This is a genomic window from Hamadaea sp. NPDC050747, assembly GCF_040654195.1.
Lineage (GTDB): Bacteria > Actinomycetota > Actinomycetes > Mycobacteriales > Micromonosporaceae > Hamadaea.
Map to the genome: position 1 here is coordinate 587617 of NZ_JBFAHM010000002.1, position 19126 is coordinate 606742.

Here is a 19126-nt window from a genome sequence, read left to right on the forward strand (position 1 = left end):
CAGCGGCCGGGCTCGAATCATGGGCGAAGGCCGTGCCTTGGCGTCAGCCGAGGATCTGGTACGCGAACTGCACCTCCAGGTCGCTCGCCGAGGCGGCGTTGAGGACTCGCAGCCGCAGGCGGAGCGGTGTGCCGCTGCCGTCCACGGTGAACGGGGTGCTCAACGCCGTCGTCTGCGAGGTCGTGGTGACGCCGATCGCGTTCCCGCCCGCGCTCTGGCTGTCGGCGTCGAGGCGTACGTCGGCGGAGCCCGCGCCGAGCTTCCGGGTCACCTTGACGATCCGGATGCGCTGGCCCTCCAGGTAGAGCAGGTTGCCGAAGTCGTACAGGCCGTCGGCGACGGCCCCACCGACCCGGGCGACGAGGCGGCCGTCGATCTGCTCGACGCCCTTGTTGCCCGTGAACCGGGTCTGCCCGGTGATCGAGCCGACGATCGAGTACGGGCCGGTCACGTTGCCGTTCAGGTCGTTGTCGGCGACCAGGACGTCAGGCGAGGCGCTGACGATCCCGTAATCCTGCCGGTTGATTCCGTCGGCGAGCCCGCCGATCGCGTTGCCGACCACCACCACGCGGGTGGCCGCCGACCGGAGGTTGATCCCGGCGCCGTGCCGGTAGCTGCTGCCGCCGCCGGCGTACGCGTGGGCGAACTGCACCGGGATCTCGAAGGCGGTGGGGTTGACCACTTCGATGGCCCACTTGCCGTTGGCCTCGGTGGTGCCCGTGACGTCCAGGACGCTGACCCGATCGCCGGTCTCCCAGCCGTGCTCGACCCCGGTGCTGAGCCGGACCTTGCCGCCATTGCCCGACGAGGCGCCGGTGATCGTCCGGGCGAAGGCGGGGTGCGCCGTGCGCCCGTTGTTGCCGATGACGCAGCCGGTCACGGTGACCCGGGTCGACGCGATGTCGAGCCCGTTGTGGCCACAACCGCGGACGATGCAGCCGGTGAAGGTGGCGGTGCTGGTGAAGCCCTCGGTGATCCGGACGTTGCTGAGCTCATTGTCGGCCGAGATGTAGACGTTGGCGAACTGGGCCTGCGCGCCCGCCTCCAGCAGCACCGGATATCCGTGGCCGTTCTCGAACCCGCCGCCTTCGAAGTAGAGGAACTTCGGGTAGGAGCCGCCGGTGGTGTTCTTCAGCCAGATGCCGTGTCGCCCGAAGAGGACGGCGACGGCGAAGAACTTGATCGACCCGCCGAGCCCGTCGATCACGATGTTGTCGACGCCGGTGTTCGCCGGCCCGGCCGCGATGCCGCACTGCACGAACTCGATCGGGTCGGCCCGCGAACTGTCGCCGACCCCGTTGAGCAGGAGGACGTACTGCCCGTTGAACCCGTTCCAGACGCAGTTGCGGAACCGGATCGTGTTGCACGAGCGCAGTGTCATGCCGTTGTAGCCGTCCTTGAATCGGACGTTGATGAAGGACACCATGTAGTTGCGATCGCTGCCGGCCGCCTCGGTCGCCACCAGGCTGCCCCCGGTCAGCCCTAAGCCGCGCACGACGAGATCCCGCATCCCGCCACCGTGGACGTTCTTGAGCCGGAAGCCGTCGGCGTTCCCGGTCGCCACCACGTACTGCGTCGAGTAGTCGTCGACGTCGGTGGCCCCGGCTCCCTGGAAGAGGATCGGGATGGAGGTGATCTCGATCGTGGACTCCAGGCGTACCTTGCCGGGGCCGGTCTCGATGATGCCGCCGGTGGGCAGGGCCGCCACCGCCGCGCGTACCTTGGGTGAGTCGTCGACGTCGCCGACTCCGGTCCAGCCGAACCAGGCCAGGTCGACCCGGGCCTCGACCGGGCGCTTCCACCGTCCGGCGGCCAAACCTGCCGGTGCGATGACGGTGCCGCCGTTGTCGGTTTCGGTCGCGTCGGCATCCCAGTAGAAGAGGCCGCCGCCGACCCCGGGCCGGTCGGCGTGGTAGCCGACCAGGTGGACCTGCTGGCCGTCGACGGTTCCGGGGTTAGTCCGCAACTCGGCGACGCTGCCGTAGCCGTCACCGGCGTCGAGCTTCTTGGGCGGCCCGGCCTGGGCGATCCCGGGCAGGGCCTGGCCGCCCGCCAGCGCGGCCCCGGCGAAGCCGAGCGCGGCGAGCGCCTGCCGGCGTCCGGTCCGGCGGTTCGCCGTGGACTCTGGGGTGAGAGCCGCCTCGACGGCGGCGAAGGCGTCCGCGGCAGGCGAGCCGGCTGGGGAGCGGTCGTGCATGAAAGCCTCCTTGACGTGGGCAGGCGTCAGCCCGCCGGGACGGATGGCCCGGCCGGGTGCGACTGCGCGGGGGTGAGCGGGGTCAGCCCTTGACGGCGCCGACGACCACGCCCTTGGCGAAGTGCTTCTGCAGGAACGGGTAGACCAGGCAGATGGGGACGAGCGAGACGACCAGGATCGCCATCTGCAGGGACTGCTGCGGCGGGACGACCTCGCCCGGCAGGTCGGTTCCGACGGCCGCGTTGTCGACGACGTAAGTGCGCAGGACCAGGCTCAACGGCCACTTGTCGGGGTCGTTGATGTAGAGCAGCGCGTTGAAGAACGCGCTCCAGTAGGCCACCGCCTGGAACAGGCCCACGACCGCCAGCACGGCCTTGGACAGCGGCAGCATGATCCGGGTGAGGATCTGCAGTTCACCGGCGCCGTCGATGCGGGCGGCGTCGATGATCTCGCGCGGCACCTCCATGAAGAAGGCGCGCACGATGATGACCTGGAAGGCGGAGACCGCGGGCGGCAGGATCAGCGCCCACCAGGAGTCGATCAGCCCGAGCTGTTTGATGAGCAGGTAGTTCGGAATCATGCCGGCGTTGAACAGCATCGTGATCAGCACCAGCATGAGCAGCGGCCGGTGACCGAAGCTGCCCGGCCGGGACAGCGAGTAGGCCAGCAACGCGACGACCGCCATCGACAGCAGCGATCCCACCAGAGTGACCCCTATGGAGACGAGAGTCGCCCGGGTGACCGCGCCACCCCGGAAGATCGCCGCGTACGCGTCGAAGGATGGATGCGAGGGCCATAGGACGTAGCCTCCGGCCTTCGTGATCTGTTCCTGGCCGGCCAGCGACGTCGAGATGACCCCGATGAACGGGATCGCCACGGCGGCACAGCAGATGAGCAGCACGATTCCCTTGAGCCCCCGGACCACCGGGTTGGGCGCGGGCGCGCCGTTGACCAACCGCGGCTTGTTCGCCGCACGCCGGACCGTCCGCGGACGAGAAGCCAGAGTCACCATCGCGAGTAGATTCCTCTCTCCCCGAACAGGTGCGCGACCTTGTTGGCGATGAGCACGAGCGCCAGCCCGACCAGGCCCTTGACCAGCCCGACCGCGGCGGCCATCCCGAAGTTGCCGTCGAGGATGCCGCGGTTGTAGACGTAGGTGTCGAGCACCTCGGAGACGTCCTGGCCGACCGCCGCCTGTTGCAGATAGATCTGTTCGAAGCCGACCGAGAGGACGTCGCCGAGGCGCAGGATGAGCAGCAGCACGACCACCGACCGGATAGCCGGGAGGGTCACGTGCCACAGCTGGCGGAGCCGTCCGCCGCCGTCCACGGCGACCGCCTCGAACAGTTCCGTGTCGACGCGGGAGATCGCGGCGAGGAAGATGATCGTGCCCCAGCCGACGTCCTTCCAGATCGCCTGACTGGTGATCAGCGGCAGGAAGAGGTCGGCGTTGCCGATGATGTGGAGCAGCGGCAGGTCGTGGACGCGGGCCCAGGTGTTGTAGAGCCCGGCGTTGCCCAGCATCTGCTGGAACAGCGCGACCACGATCACCCACGACATGAAGTGCGGCAGGTACAGCACCGACTGCACGACCCGCTTGATCTTCTCCGAGAGCAGGCTGTTCATCAGCAAAGCCAGCGCGATCGGGATGGGGAAGACCACCACGACCTGGATCAGCGAGATGATCAGCGTATTCGTCAGGGCGTTGAGGAACGCCGGGTCACCTTCGTAGATCACCCGGAAGTTCGTGAAACCGACCCAGGGCGCTTCCCAGATCGTCAGGTAGGGCCGGTAATCCTTGAACGCGATGACGTTCCCGGCCAGCGGCACGTAGTGGAACAGCACCACCAGCAGAATGCCGGGCAGCCCCAGCATCAGCAGGAACCAGTCCCGCCGCAACCGTCGCATCATCGTCGTCCTCACCCGCCGTTTCGCCGACGCTCTACTTGGTGGTCAGTGCCTTCTCGTATTCGGCTCGCGCGGCGTCGCCGCCCGCCTTCTTCCACGCGGCCACCGCCTCGTCCCAGTACGCGGCCGGCTTACGGCCCGAGACGATGTCGAGTTCCGCCGCATCGATGATCTTGCTCATCTCGCCGGCCTTGTCCACCGCCGTCGCCGAGTAGAGTCCGTCGGCCGGACTGCGCAGGAGCGTCGGGACGATCTTCTCCTGGTACGCCCGCTGAGCGTCCACCCGCGCCCGGTCGCCGGGACCGAGGATGGGCGGGGCGTCGATGATGTACTCCAGCGGCAGCTTGACCTCGACCTTGCCTTTGTCGGTCAGGGCCGGCCGGCCGTTCTGCATCGTGTAATGGGTGCCCTCGACGCCGAACTTGCGGAACATGTACTCCGTCGTCCCGAGCGGGGCCGCCAGCCAGTCGCAGATCTTCAGCAGCTGCTTGATCCGGGCCTTGTCGCCCTTCTTGAACGCGGTGATGGCGAACGCCGCCGCTCCGGCGGGGTGCTGAGCGATGCCGCCACCCTCGGCCTTCGGGGCCGGCATCGCACCGATCTCCACCGACTTGTACGCGGCGGCCATGGTGTCCCAGGCGGCGTACCCGTCACCGTGCAGCGCGATCGTGCCGTTGCCGAACAAGTCGCGTACCTGCAGTTTGTTGCCCAGGCTGTCCGGGTGGAACAGCCCCTTGGCGTACAGCTCGGCCGTACGAGCGACCGCCTCCTTGCGCTGCTCCGTCTCGAACTCGGAGACGAACTTGCCGCCCTCGACCTTCCAGGTGTTGGGCACACCCAGCATGGTTCCGACGAAGACGAGCACGCGCTTGACGCCGCCGAACGCCCATCGGTTCGCCTTGGCGTCGGTCAGGCCCTCTGCCAGCGTGACGAACTCGGCGTAGCTGGCCGGAGCGTTGTTCAGGCCCCGGGCGCGGATGAGGTCGTTGCGCGAGAAGAAGATCGTCCCGGCGATGCCACGCGGGATCGGCACGCCGTAGATGCCGCCCCCGTACGCCGCCGGCAGCCAGGCGTCCTTGGGGATGTTGGCCAGGAACGGGTAGTCCTTGACCGCCGAACCCGAGACGAACTCGCTGAGATCGGCGCACATCCGGGTCAGCACATCGGCCCGGTGGGCGAGCTTGGCCGAGATCAGTGTCATGTCGGGCAGCTCGCCACCGGCGATGACGGTGGACAGCTTGCTGAGGTAGTCGGCCGACGGCGTCATCGTGATGTCGAGGGTCGCCCCCAGCCGGTTGTTCACCTCCTGCCAGTACGCGTTCGACCCCGCGCTGGGCGGCACCGGGTTGAACATGTTGGTCAGGACGGTCACGTTCCCGAGGCCCTCGCCGGGCTTGCTCGTGAACGCGGTCGCGAGGTTTGCCGGGTAGTCGTAGAACCCGGCCATGACGCCGTCGGCAGTCGCGGGCAGATCCGGCTTGACCAGGGTCGCCGGGGCGTACTCGGGGAAGGTGACGCTGCCGGCGCCGCCGGTCGTGGGCGTGGTCGAACTGCCGCAGGCCGCGAGCAGGCCGGACCCGGCGACGGCCGCGGCGGCGCCGCCGGTCAGGGCCAGGAATCGGCGTCTGGTGAGAGCGCTGTTTGCCATGATCAATCCTTCGGGGTGTCCGTCGGGAAGGGATGCACAATCAGCGAGACGACCTGCCATGGTCCGATGCCGACGGCTGGGAGGCCGTCGTCGTCGCGGGGCAGCGGGCCGATCTCGCGTTCGTCGGCGGTACACGACATGACGTCTCCGGCGACTCGCAGCGGGATGCGCACCGCCTGGCCGGAGAGGTTTTGCAGGCGCAGCAGCAGTCCGTCAGCGGTCTGCGGCTGGGCGACGGTGGCGTGCACCGTCTCCGGCAGGTCCAGGTCCAGCAGCGATCCGGTGACCGGCAACGGCCGCGGATCGACGTCGAACTTGTCGAGCCAGGTGATCTCGGTCGCGGTGGCGGCCGCGCGTACCTCCCGGCCGAAGCGCCCGGCCGCCACCGGGTCGAACGCCGGCAGTGGCGTGAAGGCGTACCGGAGGGTCAGGGTTCCGTCCTGCTCCGGCGGGGTGTTCGTCGGCCAGTAGTTGTTGAGGACCCAGGAGAAGAGGGCCGACGCCGGCCGGAACCGCTCTCGCCAGTCGCCGCGAACGATGTCGCCCACGGTGAACAAGGGCGCGTCCGCCGAGCTCCAGGCGACCGCCGGACCGTCTCCCTCGGTCACGACGACGGCGTACTGCGTGGTGAACCAGTCGTGGCAGGCGCCGGGCGCGGTGTCGACCGCCGGATCGATCCAGCCTTGCTGACGGTCGTAGCGCAGCACCGGATCGGTCCCGGCGAAGGGAAACGCCACGTACACCGATTCCTTGGCCAGCACGCGTACTTTGTCGAACTCGACCGTGACGTCGACCCGGTCGGAGTCGTCCCGCAGCAACACGTCAACCTCGACCCGGGGCAGACTCGGTCCGCTCCCGACCGTTCGCAGGCGCCAGCCGTCGTAGGTGCGGCGTAGCCCGATCGGCCGCATCTCGGCCGCGGTCACGGTGAGCTCCGGCGGGTCCGCCTTCGGACGGCGGCCGAACAGCGTGCTGCGGGGCGCGGGCTCGTGCCGATGCGGCTCGCCCGAATGCCGATTGCGATCCGGGTGAGGCGGGTGGTCACCGCGCGTCAGCGACACCGGGCCGTCGAGGACGTACAGAACCTGGCCGAGCGTCCACTCTCGACTGTCCAGCAGCTCCCGACCGCTCGCGCGGTGGCGCAGGCCGCGGATCGCGCCGGTCCCGGGGTCGAGAGCCACCTCCCACCGCACGGTGGTCAGGCTCGCGGGCACGGTCTGCCACTCGTCCCGGCCCGCGGCCGACTGCCCGGTGGAGCCGTCTTCTTCGCCAGGCGTGAGCGTACGCCCGACGCCGAGCCCCAGCGCCCGATAGCCGAAGGGGGGCACCCCGGCAACGGTGACGCGCACTCGTTTGAGGCCGTTACAGTCCGCCATCACCTCGCCGGACAACCCGTCGGGGCTGCCGTGCAGAGTCTCCAGCTCGACGTCGACGTCCCGCGCCCAGCCGAGCGGATTGTGCACGAGCAGCGTCGGCCCGGCCGTGCTGACCAGCTCGCCCAGCTGGCTGAGCGCCCGGCGGGTCTCGTCCGTCGCGATCCGGTACGCGGTGTGCACCTGATGCCGCTTCCAGTCGAGCTGGTCGCCGACCTGATGGCCATGCGGATGGGCGTTGCCATGAGCCCACGTCCAGGTGTGCTCGCAGCCGTAGAGCGCACCTTCCCAGGCGGCGTCGAGGGCGGCCCGGTGTGGCCGGTAGCCGGGTTCGGCGAGGCCGACCAACGCGGCGAGCCCTTCCGCGGCGGGCAGTGCGGACTGCGTACGCCGATGCTCGGCGGCGACGGTGGCTCCGGTGCCGACACCGTCTTCCCAGTAGGAGCCACCGTCGCCGCGCCACACGGGCAGCCGATCCGCCAGCGGGCGTACGGCGTCGAGGTATCCGGCCATCGTCGACACGACCAGCCGCGGGAACGCGTACCGCTCGTTCCAGCGGGCGGCGAACCCGGCGTCGCCGTCGCCGAGATCCTCGTTGTCGGCGTGCGTGCCGATGACGGCCAGGTCGGCCGGGAGGTAGTCGGGCCGGTCGTAGCGGGCGAGGAGGCGGCAGAACGCGTGCGCTCCCCCGGCGACGGTCTGCGGGTCGCCGACCATGAATCGCAGCTGCGAGTATGTGTCGGAGAAGTGGGTCAGCACGCGGGAGCCGTCGACACCTTCCCACATCACCGGGCTCGCCAGGTGCTGGGCGTCGCTGTCGGCGTTGCCGCCCCGGTGGTGGTTCTCAATCCCGACGAAGCCGTCGATGCCGAGCGCGTGCAGCATCGACGGGATCGCCGCGGAGTACGAGGGAACGTCGGTGAGGTTGGCGTACTCGATCGGGACACCGTGGTCGGCGCGCAGCCGCGCCGCCGCGTACGCCGCCCGGTAGACCTCTTCGAGGCTGGCGACGCCGGACAGGAACAGACTGTGGAAGGCGTTGACCGACAGCCGCCCCGACCGCAGCGCCGCGAGCACCTGCTCAGCGCGCTTCGCCGACCGCGTCGCGAGGTACTCCCCCACGATCAGCGAGCCGTCCACCGAGAAGGCGAAGCCGGGCTCGCCGGGGCGGCCGGCGAGCGCGTCGAGCGCCCGATCGAGGTTGCGGCTGTGCAGCTCCAGCACCTTGCCCTGCACGTCGGTGTAGCCGACGTCCAGGTGCACATGTGGGATCAGGTGCAACGTCCACTTGCGCGCCGGCCGCAGCTCGAACGACGTCTCCGATCCGCCGTCGACGTTGACCGTCGCCGTCACCGGCTCGGTGAACTCCGGCACCGGGAACCGTACGCGGACGTCGCCGAAGTCGCGGTCACCCCGCTGCAGGTCGACCGGATACGTCTGCTGCTCCACGCGTACCACTGCGTGGTCGGCAGTGCACTGCGCCGGAACCGAGACGGTCAGCTCGACCAGTGTGGAGCCGTCGTGCAGGTAGAGCGGGGTGGCGGTGAGCGCGACGTCCGACGTGGCCGGACGGTCCGCGGGCCGGAGGGTGATCTCGTGCCACATGATCCCGCTGCCGAAGTGGTGGCCGAACTGCTCGCGGTGACGCGGACGCGGACCGTCCTCGGGCTGGACCGGACCGGTCGCCGCACCCTCGTCGAGCGTGGTGGTGATCGACAACCGGTGCTCACCGACGCCGAGCCAGGCGGCCGGCAGCCACACGTCGAGCGTGACCTCGCCCGCGATGGGGCCGTGCCGGTAGGTCTCCGAGCGGTCCTCCCGGCGCACGCGAGGGTGGAAGAACCCGCGATGCGTCCCGTCGACCACGATGGACAGATCCGGGCACGGACCGTGACCCGCCGCGAACTCCAGGCGCAGCAGGCATCCTTCGTCCGGCACCGGCTCTCCGATGTGGACCGGAAGCTCGACGGTATGCGGCTGCCAGCCGGACGAGGCGTCGAGCGGACCCGGCTGGAAGGCCGGATCGGGCGGGGCGAGCGTGATCGGCCGCACGGCTACTCCAGCCCCGGGAGGGTCAGGACGCTGCCGTGCTCCCGCAACGCCGCCGCCAGCTGGGGATAGTCGTAGTCCTGCACGGCCCGCCCGGTGCCCAGCGACTGGGCGGCCAGTTCACCGGCGGCCTCGCCGAGCATGCCGTAGTTGGGCTCCATGCGCGGTGAGCTGTAGCCGACGTGACTGGCCGAGAAGCACAGCGGGACTGTGATGTTCTCGACGCCGCCCCGCGCGGGGAAGAGCACCTCGGCGGGAATCTGGTAGAGGTCGACCGGCGGGTTGCTCTCGGTGCCCGACAGCGTGCCCTCGCCGACGATCGTGTCGTCGCCCTCGGCATAGTACTGGACGATGTGACTGTCCATGCCGTACTTCCAGCAGCAGACCGGCGTCGCCTTGGTGTTGTTCGGCTTGAGCAGGTCGTGCTGGGTGAGCACGTACGCGCCGAGCAGCCGGCGGGCCTCCCGAATGTAGAGCGCGTGCGGGAAGCCGGTCCCGTGTGGACTGTCCACGAACTCGTCGGGCGGCAGGCCGAACGTCCGGGTGTCGGCCCGGAAGCTCTCCGGCAGCGAGGGGTCGTTGGCCAGCCAGTACAGCATTCCCTGATGCCAGCGGACGTGCTCGGCGATGACCTCGTCCCGCCGGGCCCAGCTGCCGTCCGGATAGCCCCAGGAGGCGCCGGGCAGGTCGAACCCGATGAACAGCGCCTGATTGGTCTGGTACTTGCCGTTCGGCAGCAGCGCCGTGTGGGTCACGATGTCGGACAGCCCCTGGACGCCCCGCTGTTTCAGGAGTTGTCCCAGGTACGCGTAGAGCTTCGGATCGTAGTCCTCGGGCTTCGGGAACGGCAGCCGGTCGGGATCGGTCGAGAGCACGCCCCGGAAGTTGTAGGCCTGCGTCTTCTCGTCGGCCTCGCCCGCCAGCTGGGACGGGACCGGCTTGACCGGATAGAGATCGGTGGGCCGGAAGCTGCGCCGCCGGTACGCCTGCACCGGCTGGAACCCGGCGAGGGGCTCGCCGTATTCGTCGTGTCCTTCCCGCCCGTACGCGTACGGCACGCCGGCCGCGGCCATGAGGTCGCCCTCGTAGGAGGCGTCGATGAAGAAGCGCGCCCGGATGCCCTTCACTCGTTCGATGCGGCCGGCCCGCATGTCGACATCCGACCGTCCGTGAATCCGCTCGCCGGTGAGCACGGTGGCGCCGGCCTCGGTGAGCAGATCCCAGGCAACCCGCTCGGCCACCTTCGGCTCGAACCGGTACGCCGCCCCGTCTAGTCCGTACGCCCGCCCGACGCCCTCGAAGAACCGGGTGAGGGTGAGCCCCGCCAGCGCCTCGATGACGTTCGGGCAGTCGGACTTGACCAGGCCACCCGCGACGATGCCGCCGACGTGCCGGGTCGGCTCAAGGATGACCGTGCGATAGCCGCGCATGCGCAGTCGCAAGGCCGCCATGATCCCCGCGAGGGTCGCGCCGTAGACGACGACGTCGGTCGGCTCACGCCGGGTCGTCGGATCGCCGGTCATGACGTGGCCTTCACACGGCGTTCGGGCATGGCCAGGAGCGGCGTCGAGTTCTTGGACGCCTGCGAGGGGCGGGTCCGGCGTACCTCGTCGGGCCAGGCGATCGGGATTCCGAGCGTCTGCGTGAGCAGGCTCTGGTAGTCCTCGGTGAGCCGGGGCGAGTCGGCCACCGCGTGCGGCTCGGTGCCCTGCCGCAGGCAGTATGCCGCCAGTGCCCCGACGGCCTCGCCGATGCTCCACTCCACCGGGTGCAGCCGATAGCAGCCGTTGGTGATGTGGGTGGTCCCGATGTTCTTGCAGGCCGGCAGGAGGTTGCGCAGGCGTACCGGAATCAGTGCGCCCAGCGGGATCTGGAACGGGTAGCACTCCAGGTTCACGTAGTTCACACCCGCAGTGCTCGGGTGCAGGTCGATGTTGTAGTGCCCGACGCCGACCGCGTCCGCGAACAGCTCCGAGCCGCCGCCCTCGGGCCGGTCCACCACCGCGACATGCTGCTCCAGCACCGTGAACCGCGCCTTGATCCGGCGCGACTCCCGAATGTAGACGTACTTCGCGAGGCCGTCGTCGGTGCCGGTGAGGTCCGGGCGGAGCTTCAGACCGGGATAGCCGTGGCCGCCGTCGTGCCGGGGCGCCTCTGTCTGCATCCAGTGCAGATAGGACAGCGACAGCTCCTTGCACCGCTGAAGTGCGCGGCCCCGAGCGGCATCGTCGACCCCCGGGCCGATCAGGGGCGCTTCCCAGTAGTCGATGTTGGGCCAGTTCACCAGCGTGACGTCGGTGTCGACGAGGTCGCGGCGGAACTGGCTGCGCGCCCGGATACGCCGGAAGTGCCAGAGGTCCGGCAGGCGTACGCCGTCGAGGTCGCCCTCGAAGATCCGGTTCTCCTTGCCCGCGTTCGTGTGGATGTCGATCTTGAACCAGGACAGCTGCGGGCCCGGCCAGAACGGGTCGACGTGGGTCTTCCAGTGGTCGTAGGAGGCGGGCTTGTCGATGACGTGGTCCTCGCCCGGCCGGTACTCCAGTGGGAAGCACCACGTGATGGACTGTTGATCGGTCCAATCCGGTTCGGGCGCGGCGAAGGGCTCGCCGGTCTGGTCCTGCGACTCCGCGCCGATGACATGCTCGGCCCCGGCGAGCTCCAGGAGGTCGCCGAGTTCGGTGGCGTCCGCGACAAGCTTCGCCGTGACCGTGCGTTGCTTGCCGGACACCTCGTCGCGCAGCGTGACGGCCTTGACACTGTCGCCGTCGGTGTGAGCACTGACGGGCACGTGGCGGTACAAGATCGTGATGCGCCCGGCCGACACGTATCCGGCCAGCATCTCGTCGATGACGGCCACGCCGACCCGGGGTTCGTGGCAGAGCCGGCTCACGTTCCCCAGCCCCGGGTTGAGCGTCGGATCAGCGGCCGCCTCGGGCAGCAGCGGGTAGTTGCGACGGTAGTAGTCGCGAACGCGTTCGCGCAGCTCACGGTACCCGGGCGAGATCAATTCCGTCTCGATCCAGGGGTGCTCGTCGGACGGCACCGCCTGCGCGGTGAGCTGGCCGCCCAGCCAGTCGGTCTCCTCCGTCAGGACGACGCGGCGGCCCAGCCGCGCGGCGGTCAACGCCGCGGCGACGCCGCCCAAGCCTCCGCCGACCACCAGAAGGTCGGTCTCCAGCTCGGTCGCCATGCTCATGCCGGTGTCCCCTAACTTGCTAATATATTGGCGGCCATCACGCTCGCCCAAGATTGCGGCTACGTTACATCGCTTCATCTCGGTGATGTCAAGACGTTGGTACGCAGCAGCTTTGGGCACGATTCGGTTGCGCAGAATTAGCAAATATTAGCTATGTACAGCGCTCGGACAGAGATGTTAGAAATCCGGGCATGACCTCGCCGCTGCCCGGACTGCGCTATCACCTCCCGTCCGCCGTCACGTCTCGCGAGACGTCCGCGGACGTGGTGGTGTACGGGGCGACCTCCGGCGGCGTGACGGCGGCCGTCCGGGCGGCCCGCGACGGGCACTCGGTGACCCTGCTCGCCTTCGACGATCACGTCGGCGGACTCAGCAGCGGCGGACTCGGCGAGACGGACGTCGGCCGGGCGTCCACCGTGGGTGGTCTGGCGCTGGCCTTCTACCGCGCCGTGGGTGACGCGTACGGCACGGCCGAAGTGCACTGGCGCGTGGAGTCGCACGTCGCGGAGTCGGTTTTCCGGAAGTGGCTGACCGATGCCGGAGTGACTGTGCTGCACCGGCAGCACCTCTGCGGCGTCGCCATGTCCGGTGGCCGCCTGGTCGAGGTTCGCACCGATGACGGCGGACGGCACCGCGCCAAGGTCTTCGTCGACGCCTCCTACGAGGGCGACCTGATGGCGGCGGCCGGGGTGTCGCACGTCACGGGCCGGGAGGCGTCGGCGGTCTACGGGGAGCCGCTCGCTGGTGTGCAGCCGAGCTCCAGTCACCAGTTCACCATGCCGGTCGATCCCTACGTCGTGCCGGGTCAGCCCGCCTCCGGCCGGCTCCCCGGGGTCTCCGCTGACGCGTACGGAAAGATCGGCGACGGCGACGAGCGCGTGCAGGCGTACAACTTCCGGCTGCAGGTGACCGACACCGCCGATCGCCTGCCCTATCCCGAGCCCGACGGCTACGATCCCGGCCGATACGAGCTGCTCCGGCGCTATGTCGAGGCAGGAGTCTTCGAGCTCTACGGGCGGACGACGCGGGTCCACGGCGACGTCTACGACATGAACAATCACGGCGCCTTCTCCTCCGACCATATCGGAGCGAACTACGCCTGGCCGGCGGCCGTGTCACTGTCCTCGGCGTCCTCGCCGGACGATCAGGCGGCGGCCGCGGCGGCCGGGTACGCCTTGCGCGAGGACATCTTCGCCGATCACGTCCGCTATCAGGCCGGTCTGCTGCACTACCTGTCCTTCTCCCGTTCCCTGCCGTCCGCCGTCCGCTCGGCGGCCCAGGCCTACGGGCTCGCGCCCGGCGAATTCGGCGAGACGTCGCACTGGCCACACCAGCTCTACATCCGCGAAGCCCGCCGGATGGTCTCCGGCTACGTGATCACCCAGCACGACGCGTCCACCTTCTCGGAGGTCGACGATCCGGTCGCGCTCGCCTCCTACGTGATGGACTCCCACAACGCCAAGCGCGTGGTGGTCGACGGCCGGCCGGTGAACGAGGGCAACGTGCAGCATCCGCTGGCCGCGCCGCTGGGCGTGCCCTATCGGGCGCTGGTTCCGCGTACCGGGGAATGCTCGAACCTGCTCGTGGCGTCGGCGATCTCGGCCTCACACGTCGCCTTCGCCTCCGTACGCATGGAGCCGGTGTTCATGATGCTCGGCGAGGCGGCCGGCTGCGCCGCCGGACTGGCGGCGGCCACCGGATCCGGCGTACGCGACGTCGACTATGAGACCCTGCGCAAGGAGTTGCTCGCCGGTGGAGCTGTGCTGTCGGCCGACTCGGTGGGAGGAGTCCGGTGAACGGAGAACGCGGCATGATCCGGCAGGCCGACATCGCGCGCGAGGCGGGCGTCTCGCAGTCCACCGTGTCCCAGGTGCTGCGGGGGGCCGGCGACCTGAGCCGGATCTCCACCGAGACCCAGCGCCGGGTGCTGTCGGCCGCCAAGCGGCTGCGCTACACCACGAGCCCGCAGCAGCGTTCGGCCGTCGAGAAGCGCCACGCTCCCCCGCTGCTGGGCGTGCACACCTTCGAACCCATCTTCCCGACCAGCGCCGGGGACTACTACTTCGAGTTCCTCCAGGGCATCGAGGAACAGGCGAGCGTCGAAAGCTGCAACCTGGTGCTCTTCACCGCCGCGCGCGACGAGGCCGGCGTACGCCGGATCTATCGGGGTGACGTCAACGGGCTCGGCCAGGCGGCCGGCAGCCTGATCCTCGGCCACCGTGCCCACCAGGACGACCTGGCCCGCCTCGCCGCCGACGGACACCCATTCGTCTACATCGGACACCGTGAGGTTCCCGGCTTCGAGATCAGCTACGTCGGCGGCGACTACCGCTCGGCCACCGGCCGCATCGTGGACGACCTGGTCGCGCTCGGCCACCGAACCTTCGCGTACCTCGGCGAAGCGGTCCGCTACGAACCTCAGGCCGATCGGTGGGACGGCTTCGCCACCGCGCTCGACAGGTTCGGGCTCACCGTGCCCGTGCCCGCGTACACCCAGCCGGAAGAGCTGTCCGCCCAATGGCTGGACAGCGCCCTGGCCGCCGGAACGACCGTCGTCCTCGTGGAATCGGTCAGTCTGCTGCGGGTGCTCCACGCCATCATCGGGCTGCGTGGGCTGTCGGTCCCAGAAGACTTGTCCGTCGTGCTGCTCGTCGACGACACCGGCGGCCCCGGGACCTGGGCGTCGATGCACGTGCCCCGGAACGCCATGGGCCGCCGAGCGGTGCGATTGCTGACCGCGCTCCTCAGCGACCCCGCCGGGGACTACGAGCGGCAGATCCTCCTGCCGTGCACGCATACGCTCGAACCGTCGGTCGCCACGCCCCGTTCCGGCCGCTCCACCCGCTGACCCTCCCCCTCACCTCCCTCCCATGCCCAACGCCGTTGGCGCCACAGTCTCCATAATCAACTCCGCCGCGTCGGCAGCGGATCAGACAGCGAATCAGGCGGTGCGGCGCCAGAACTGGCGCGGGGCGTACCCGTCTTGGCGGAGCCAGTGTTCGGTGTAGACGATCCGCTCCGGCTCCACGACGACGAGCGGGTCGGCCGGCGGCTCGGTCAGCGGGCGGCCGCGTTCGGCGTGCTCGTTCTCCCAGCGGAACGACGGCCAGTAGCGATCCCGGTCGGGGTCGCCCGGTTCGAGTACGCGAGCCGCCCCGAACAGCTGCGCGCCACGGCTGCTGGCCAGACCGACGAGGGGCGCGAACACGCCGATCGACACGCGCGGGTCGGCGGCCAGGTTCCGCATCTTGGGCGACTTCGGCGACGCGGTGAACATGACGGCGAATTCGTGCGCGTAGAACCGCACCGGTGTCGCCAGCGGCCCGTCCGGGCCGGTCGTGGCAAGTACGCACATGTTCTGCGTACCGAGCAGGTTGCGGATGCGCTCCTCGAGCCGTTCGCGGGGAAGCTTGCGGGTGGGCGTGGGACCGGTCAGCCAGGAGTGCGCCATCCGGGGAGGATAGCGGGGTGGACTACTACGTGATCAACGGAGCTGAGCTGCACGCCGAGGAGTTCGTGCTGGCCGACGACCACACCGCCGTCGCGATCGACTGCACCTCCGCGGAGACGGCGCTTCGCATCCGCCGCGAACCGGCCCTGGCGCGATCGATCTCCCGCGACGAGGCCGCGGCGGCGTTCGGTGCGCTCCCGGCGCACTTACCCGACCGGCATCCGCTGCCCGTCGCACCGCTCGTGCTGGCCGAGGCGGAACCCTTGTACCGTACGCTTTTCGCCGGTCGTCCGTCCGCCATGGAGGCACTGATCGCCGCGTGGGCGATGGCTCCGTCGGACGAACCCAGGGTGGCCGGCGTGGCGCGCCGTGGGAATGCGCAGTGGCGGCTGCGCGACGTCGGCCCGGGCGTCGCCTGGGCGGTCGACCTGACCGCTCCACCGCAGGTCGCCGCCGATCTGCTGCCGGAGATCCGGGCGACCGGACGCCGCTTCGGGCTCATCCCGGTCACGGTCGAACGATTCTCCTGACGGCGTGTCTGACGCCACCGTCGCCGACCCCGTGCCGTTAGGTGATCGGAGGTAATCATCCGAAACGGGGTTTTCATTATGCATCGTTCCTTACGCCGGGTCGCCGGTATGGCGTTCGCCCTGCTCTGTCTGGGATCAGTCCTGCCGGCCACGCCCGCCGGCGCCCAACCGGCGACGCCGAAACAGGACTCGGCCATCGTCCTGCCCGGGGCCACCTCGGCCGAAGGCATCGCCCGCGGTGCCGGGAACACCTTCTTCGCCGGGGACCTGTTCGCGGGCGACATCTATCGCGGGAACGTGCAGACCAAGACCGCGGCGCTGTTCATCGACGCGCCCGCCGGGCGGATGGCGCTGGGCATGAAGGCGGACCTTCCGCACCAGCTGTTGTTCGTGGCGGGCGGGTTCACCGGGCACGCTTACGTCTACGACATCCGGACCCGGGCCACCGTCGCCGACTACACCTTCGGCCCGGCGAACGGCTCAGTCGTCAACGACGTCACGCTGGTGCCGGGCGGCGCCTGGTTCACCGACTCGGTCCAGCCCAAGCTGTACTTCGTACCGGTCGACGCGGCCGGCCGGCCGGGCCCGTTCACAACGCTGACGGTCACCGGCCCGGCGGCCGCCCTGACCGGCGATTTCAACCTCAACGGGATCGCCGCGACACCGAGCGGCAAGACCCTGATCGTTGCGCATACCGCCAACGCCTCGCTCTACACGGTCGACCCGAAGACGGGCGCCAGCGCACTCATCGCCGGGGTCAGCGTGCCGAACGTCGACGGCATCGTGCTGCGCGGTCACCGCGTCTGGGCGGTGCAGAACTTCTCCAACCAGATCAGCCGGTTCAAGCTCAGCGCGGACTACTCGTCGGGCACGCTGGAAAAGGTCATCACCAGCCCGCTGTTCGAGGTGCCGACCACCGCCGCCCTGTTCGGCGACCGGGTGGCCGCCGTGAACGCCAAGTTCGACACCGGGCTTCCGCCGACCGCCTCGCAGTACGAGGTTGTGGTGACCCGGGCCTGAGGTCACTCGGGGCGGACGATCGAGTCGAGAAGCGTACGCAGCCGCGCGGTGTCGTCGGCGGTCCAGCCGTCCGGCGGCACCAGCGCGGCCCAGCCGTCGGCCACCCCGGAGCCGTAGAGGTGCCCGTGACCCGGTGGGACCTCGTTGGCGAAGGCCAGGTCCAGCATCGTCTGCCAGAACGTGACGCCTGGGTACCACCGCATGCGCTCCGGCACGTCCGGACCCCGGGGACCGTGGAGCCAGGCGGGCGGCCGAATCAGCAGCTCGGGGCTGAACCAGACGACGGGGTCGGAGGAGTTCTGGAGGTACACCACCTTCGGGCGGACCGGGGCGATCGGCGTACGCAGCTCCTCCGCCTCGTCGGCGAACCGCACGACCGATCCGTCGCGGTAGACGGGATCCCAGACGGGCGTGCCGGGGTCGCGATGGCGGACGAGGTCGCCCCAGATCGGGTTGGCGAACGGCGGCCCGACCAGCAGCGCGCCGTCCGTCCCGGCGGCGAGCGCGTCGAGACTCCCGTACGCCGACTCGATCCCGTACGCGCCGAGGCTCTCGCCGAAGACGACGAGCTTGGGCCGGGTCTGCTCGGGCATCGCCGCCCAGCGGTCGTGGACCGCCTCGACGAGTTCCCGGGTGGTCTGGCGGACCTTCTCCTGGTCGACCACGAACGACAGCCAGCTGGGCAGGTAGGAGTACTGCATCGAGACGAGCGCGGTGTCGCCGCCGTGCATGTACTCCAGCGCGTCGGTGACGTTCTCGTCGACCCAGCCGGTGCCGGTCGCGATGACGATGCCGAGCACGGCCCGGGTGAAGGCGTTCGTCCGGTCGAGTTCGCGCAGGGCGAGCTGTGCCCGCTCGTGGGCGGTGGACGCGGAGTCGAGCCCGACGTAGACCCGGATCGGGTCGACGGCCGGAGCGCCGGTGAACGCCGTGATCTGCTGCCGGGTCGGGGCGGTGCCGATGAACGACCGGCCCTGCTTGCCCAGCGCGTCCCAGGCGACGAACGAGTTCGTCCCGCCGGATCGCAGGCCGGACAGCGGCCGGTCGACACCGGGCGCGGTCTCGCCGTTGGTCAGCGAGGCCGCCTGGCTGATGACGTTGAACGTGCCGTCGACGAGGAAGTTCTGCACGATCCCGACCGAGGCGTACGCGACGACGAGGCAGCCCGCCGCGACCGCGATCGGCCGGGGGATCCAGCGCCCGAGCAGCTGGGTGAGGAATCGGGTGATCAGGCGCAGCCCTCGCGCCACTCCGAGCAGGACGCCGAAGGTGGCCAGTCCGACGGCGACGGTCCCGAGGACGTGGTGGACGCGGACCGGCTCCATGTCGAGCCGTTGCCGCAGCGTCTGCTGCCATGAGGCGCCCAGCCAGAGGAACACCGCCAGCGAGATCGGCCCGAGGACGGCCAGTACGCGCCACGCGATGCGGGCCGGCACGAGCGGCGGCCGCCGCCATGCGAGGCGGGCCAGCGCGCCGAGGGTCGCGCCGACGGCGTACCCGGTGGCCGCGGTCAGCCCGCAGGCGACCCCTTGCAGCGGCCACGGCCGGGGCAGGAGCGAGGGCGTGAGCGCCAAGCAGGCGAAGAGCACGGCCAGCGCGGTGCCCGTCAGGCCCAGCGTCCGCCGGATCAGCCGGGGCCGCGAAGGCGTCCGTTGATCACCGCTCATCCTGATCATGCTAAGTGGTCTAGACAGCTTGTACTGGACAAAGTGGCCGCCATCACTACACACTGCATTTCCCGTAGTGACTCACCC

General features: G+C 69.8%; 13 protein-coding genes. 4 read left to right on the forward strand and 9 right to left on the reverse strand.

Annotated features, from left to right (window positions below; genetic code table 11):
• Window positions 1-43: 43 nt before the first annotated feature.
• From AB0H43_RS06175 to AB0H43_RS06205, 7 genes are all read right to left on the reverse strand, one after another.
• Window positions 44-2197: a hypothetical protein gene (locus tag AB0H43_RS06175; protein WP_359997259.1), complete on the reverse strand. Its 2154-nt coding sequence runs from the start codon at window positions 2195-2197 to the stop codon at window positions 44-46.
• Between the two features lie 82 nt (window positions 2198-2279).
• A complete protein-coding gene (locus AB0H43_RS06180) occupies window positions 2280-3209 on the reverse strand; it encodes a carbohydrate ABC transporter permease (protein WP_359997262.1) in 930 nt (309 codons plus the stop codon).
• Window positions 3203-4105 (reverse strand): ABC transporter permease subunit, encoded by a 903-nt coding sequence (locus AB0H43_RS06185; RefSeq protein ID WP_359997265.1) that lies wholly within the window; start codon window positions 4103-4105, stop codon window positions 3203-3205. Before AB0H43_RS06185 ends, AB0H43_RS06180 begins: the two co-directional genes overlap by 7 nt.
• A gap of 34 nt (window positions 4106-4139) precedes the next feature.
• A complete protein-coding gene (locus tag AB0H43_RS06190) occupies window positions 4140-5753 on the reverse strand; it encodes an extracellular solute-binding protein (RefSeq protein WP_359997268.1) in 1614 nt (537 codons plus the stop codon).
• A 2-nt stretch (window positions 5754-5755) separates the two neighbouring features.
• On the reverse strand, window positions 5756-9178 hold the full coding sequence (locus tag AB0H43_RS06195; RefSeq protein ID WP_359997270.1) for a hypothetical protein: 3423 nt from the start codon (window positions 9176-9178) through the stop codon (window positions 5756-5758).
• Between the two features lie 2 nt (window positions 9179-9180).
• Window positions 9181-10698, reverse strand: a complete 1518-nt coding sequence (locus AB0H43_RS06200) for an FAD-dependent oxidoreductase (protein ID WP_359997273.1) — start codon at window positions 10696-10698, stop codon at window positions 9181-9183.
• Window positions 10695-12371 (reverse strand): FAD-dependent oxidoreductase, encoded by a 1677-nt coding sequence (locus AB0H43_RS06205; RefSeq protein WP_359997275.1) that lies wholly within the window; start codon window positions 12369-12371, stop codon window positions 10695-10697. Before AB0H43_RS06205 ends, AB0H43_RS06200 begins: the two co-directional genes overlap by 4 nt.
• Before the next feature lie 191 nt (window positions 12372-12562).
• Between AB0H43_RS06205 and AB0H43_RS06210 the strand changes: the two genes are divergently transcribed.
• Together AB0H43_RS06210 and AB0H43_RS06215 are read left to right on the forward strand one after the other, a co-directional pair.
• Window positions 12563-14167 (forward strand): FAD-dependent oxidoreductase, encoded by a 1605-nt coding sequence (locus AB0H43_RS06210; RefSeq protein WP_359997278.1) that lies wholly within the window; start codon window positions 12563-12565, stop codon window positions 14165-14167.
• Window positions 14164-15219, forward strand: a complete 1056-nt coding sequence (locus tag AB0H43_RS06215) for a LacI family DNA-binding transcriptional regulator (RefSeq protein WP_359997280.1) — start codon at window positions 14164-14166, stop codon at window positions 15217-15219. The genes AB0H43_RS06210 and AB0H43_RS06215 overlap by 4 nt, the downstream gene beginning before the upstream one ends.
• A 93-nt stretch (window positions 15220-15312) precedes the next feature.
• Here the strand turns inward: AB0H43_RS06215 and AB0H43_RS06220 are convergent, their stop codons facing one another.
• Window positions 15313-15822, reverse strand: coding sequence for a pyridoxamine 5'-phosphate oxidase family protein (locus tag AB0H43_RS06220; protein ID WP_359997283.1), 510 nt, complete (start codon window positions 15820-15822; stop codon window positions 15313-15315).
• Window positions 15823-15839: 17 nt separating this feature from the next.
• Here AB0H43_RS06220 and AB0H43_RS06225 point away from each other — a divergent pair, with 17 nt between their 5' ends.
• Both AB0H43_RS06225 and AB0H43_RS06230 read left to right on the forward strand, forming a co-directional pair.
• On the forward strand, window positions 15840-16352 hold the full coding sequence (locus AB0H43_RS06225) for a hypothetical protein (protein ID WP_359997286.1): 513 nt from the start codon (window positions 15840-15842) through the stop codon (window positions 16350-16352).
• A 78-nt stretch (window positions 16353-16430) separates the two neighbouring features.
• Window positions 16431-17372 carry a hypothetical protein gene (locus tag AB0H43_RS06230; protein WP_359997289.1) on the forward strand — a complete coding sequence of 314 codons (942 nt, stop codon included), beginning with the start codon at window positions 16431-16433 and terminating at the stop codon, window positions 17370-17372.
• A gap of 2 nt (window positions 17373-17374) precedes the next feature.
• On the opposite strand, the gene AB0H43_RS06235 is transcribed toward AB0H43_RS06230, so the two are convergent.
• Complete coding sequence (locus AB0H43_RS06235; RefSeq protein ID WP_359997291.1) at window positions 17375-19039, reverse strand: alpha/beta-hydrolase family protein; 1665 nt, start codon at window positions 19037-19039, stop codon at window positions 17375-17377.
• Window positions 19040-19126 lie beyond the last annotated feature (87 nt).

Excerpts from the sequence above, each read along its gene's own strand:
- AB0H43_RS06175 (WP_359997259.1), bottom strand. The coding sequence starts at position 2,197 with ATGCACGACCGCTCCCCAGCCGGCTCGCCTGCCGCGGACGCCTTCGCC.
- AB0H43_RS06180 (WP_359997262.1), bottom strand. The coding sequence starts at position 3,209 with ATGGTGACTCTGGCTTCTCGTCCGCGGACGGTCCGGCGTGCGGCGAAC.
- AB0H43_RS06185 (WP_359997265.1), bottom strand. The coding sequence starts at position 4,105 with ATGCGACGGTTGCGGCGGGACTGGTTCCTGCTGATGCTGGGGCTGCCC.
- AB0H43_RS06190 (WP_359997268.1), bottom strand. The coding sequence starts at position 5,753 with ATGGCAAACAGCGCTCTCACCAGACGCCGATTCCTGGCCCTGACCGGC.
- AB0H43_RS06200 (WP_359997273.1), bottom strand. The coding sequence starts at position 10,698 with ATGACCGGCGATCCGACGACCCGGCGTGAGCCGACCGACGTCGTCGTC.
- AB0H43_RS06205 (WP_359997275.1), bottom strand. The coding sequence starts at position 12,371 with ATGAGCATGGCGACCGAGCTGGAGACCGACCTTCTGGTGGTCGGCGGA.
- AB0H43_RS06210 (WP_359997278.1), top strand. The coding sequence starts at position 12,563 with ATGACCTCGCCGCTGCCCGGACTGCGCTATCACCTCCCGTCCGCCGTC.
- AB0H43_RS06220 (WP_359997283.1), bottom strand. The coding sequence starts at position 15,822 with ATGGCGCACTCCTGGCTGACCGGTCCCACGCCCACCCGCAAGCTTCCC.
- AB0H43_RS06230 (WP_359997289.1), top strand. The coding sequence starts at position 16,431 with ATGCATCGTTCCTTACGCCGGGTCGCCGGTATGGCGTTCGCCCTGCTC.
- AB0H43_RS06235 (WP_359997291.1), bottom strand. The coding sequence starts at position 19,039 with ATGAGCGGTGATCAACGGACGCCTTCGCGGCCCCGGCTGATCCGGCGG.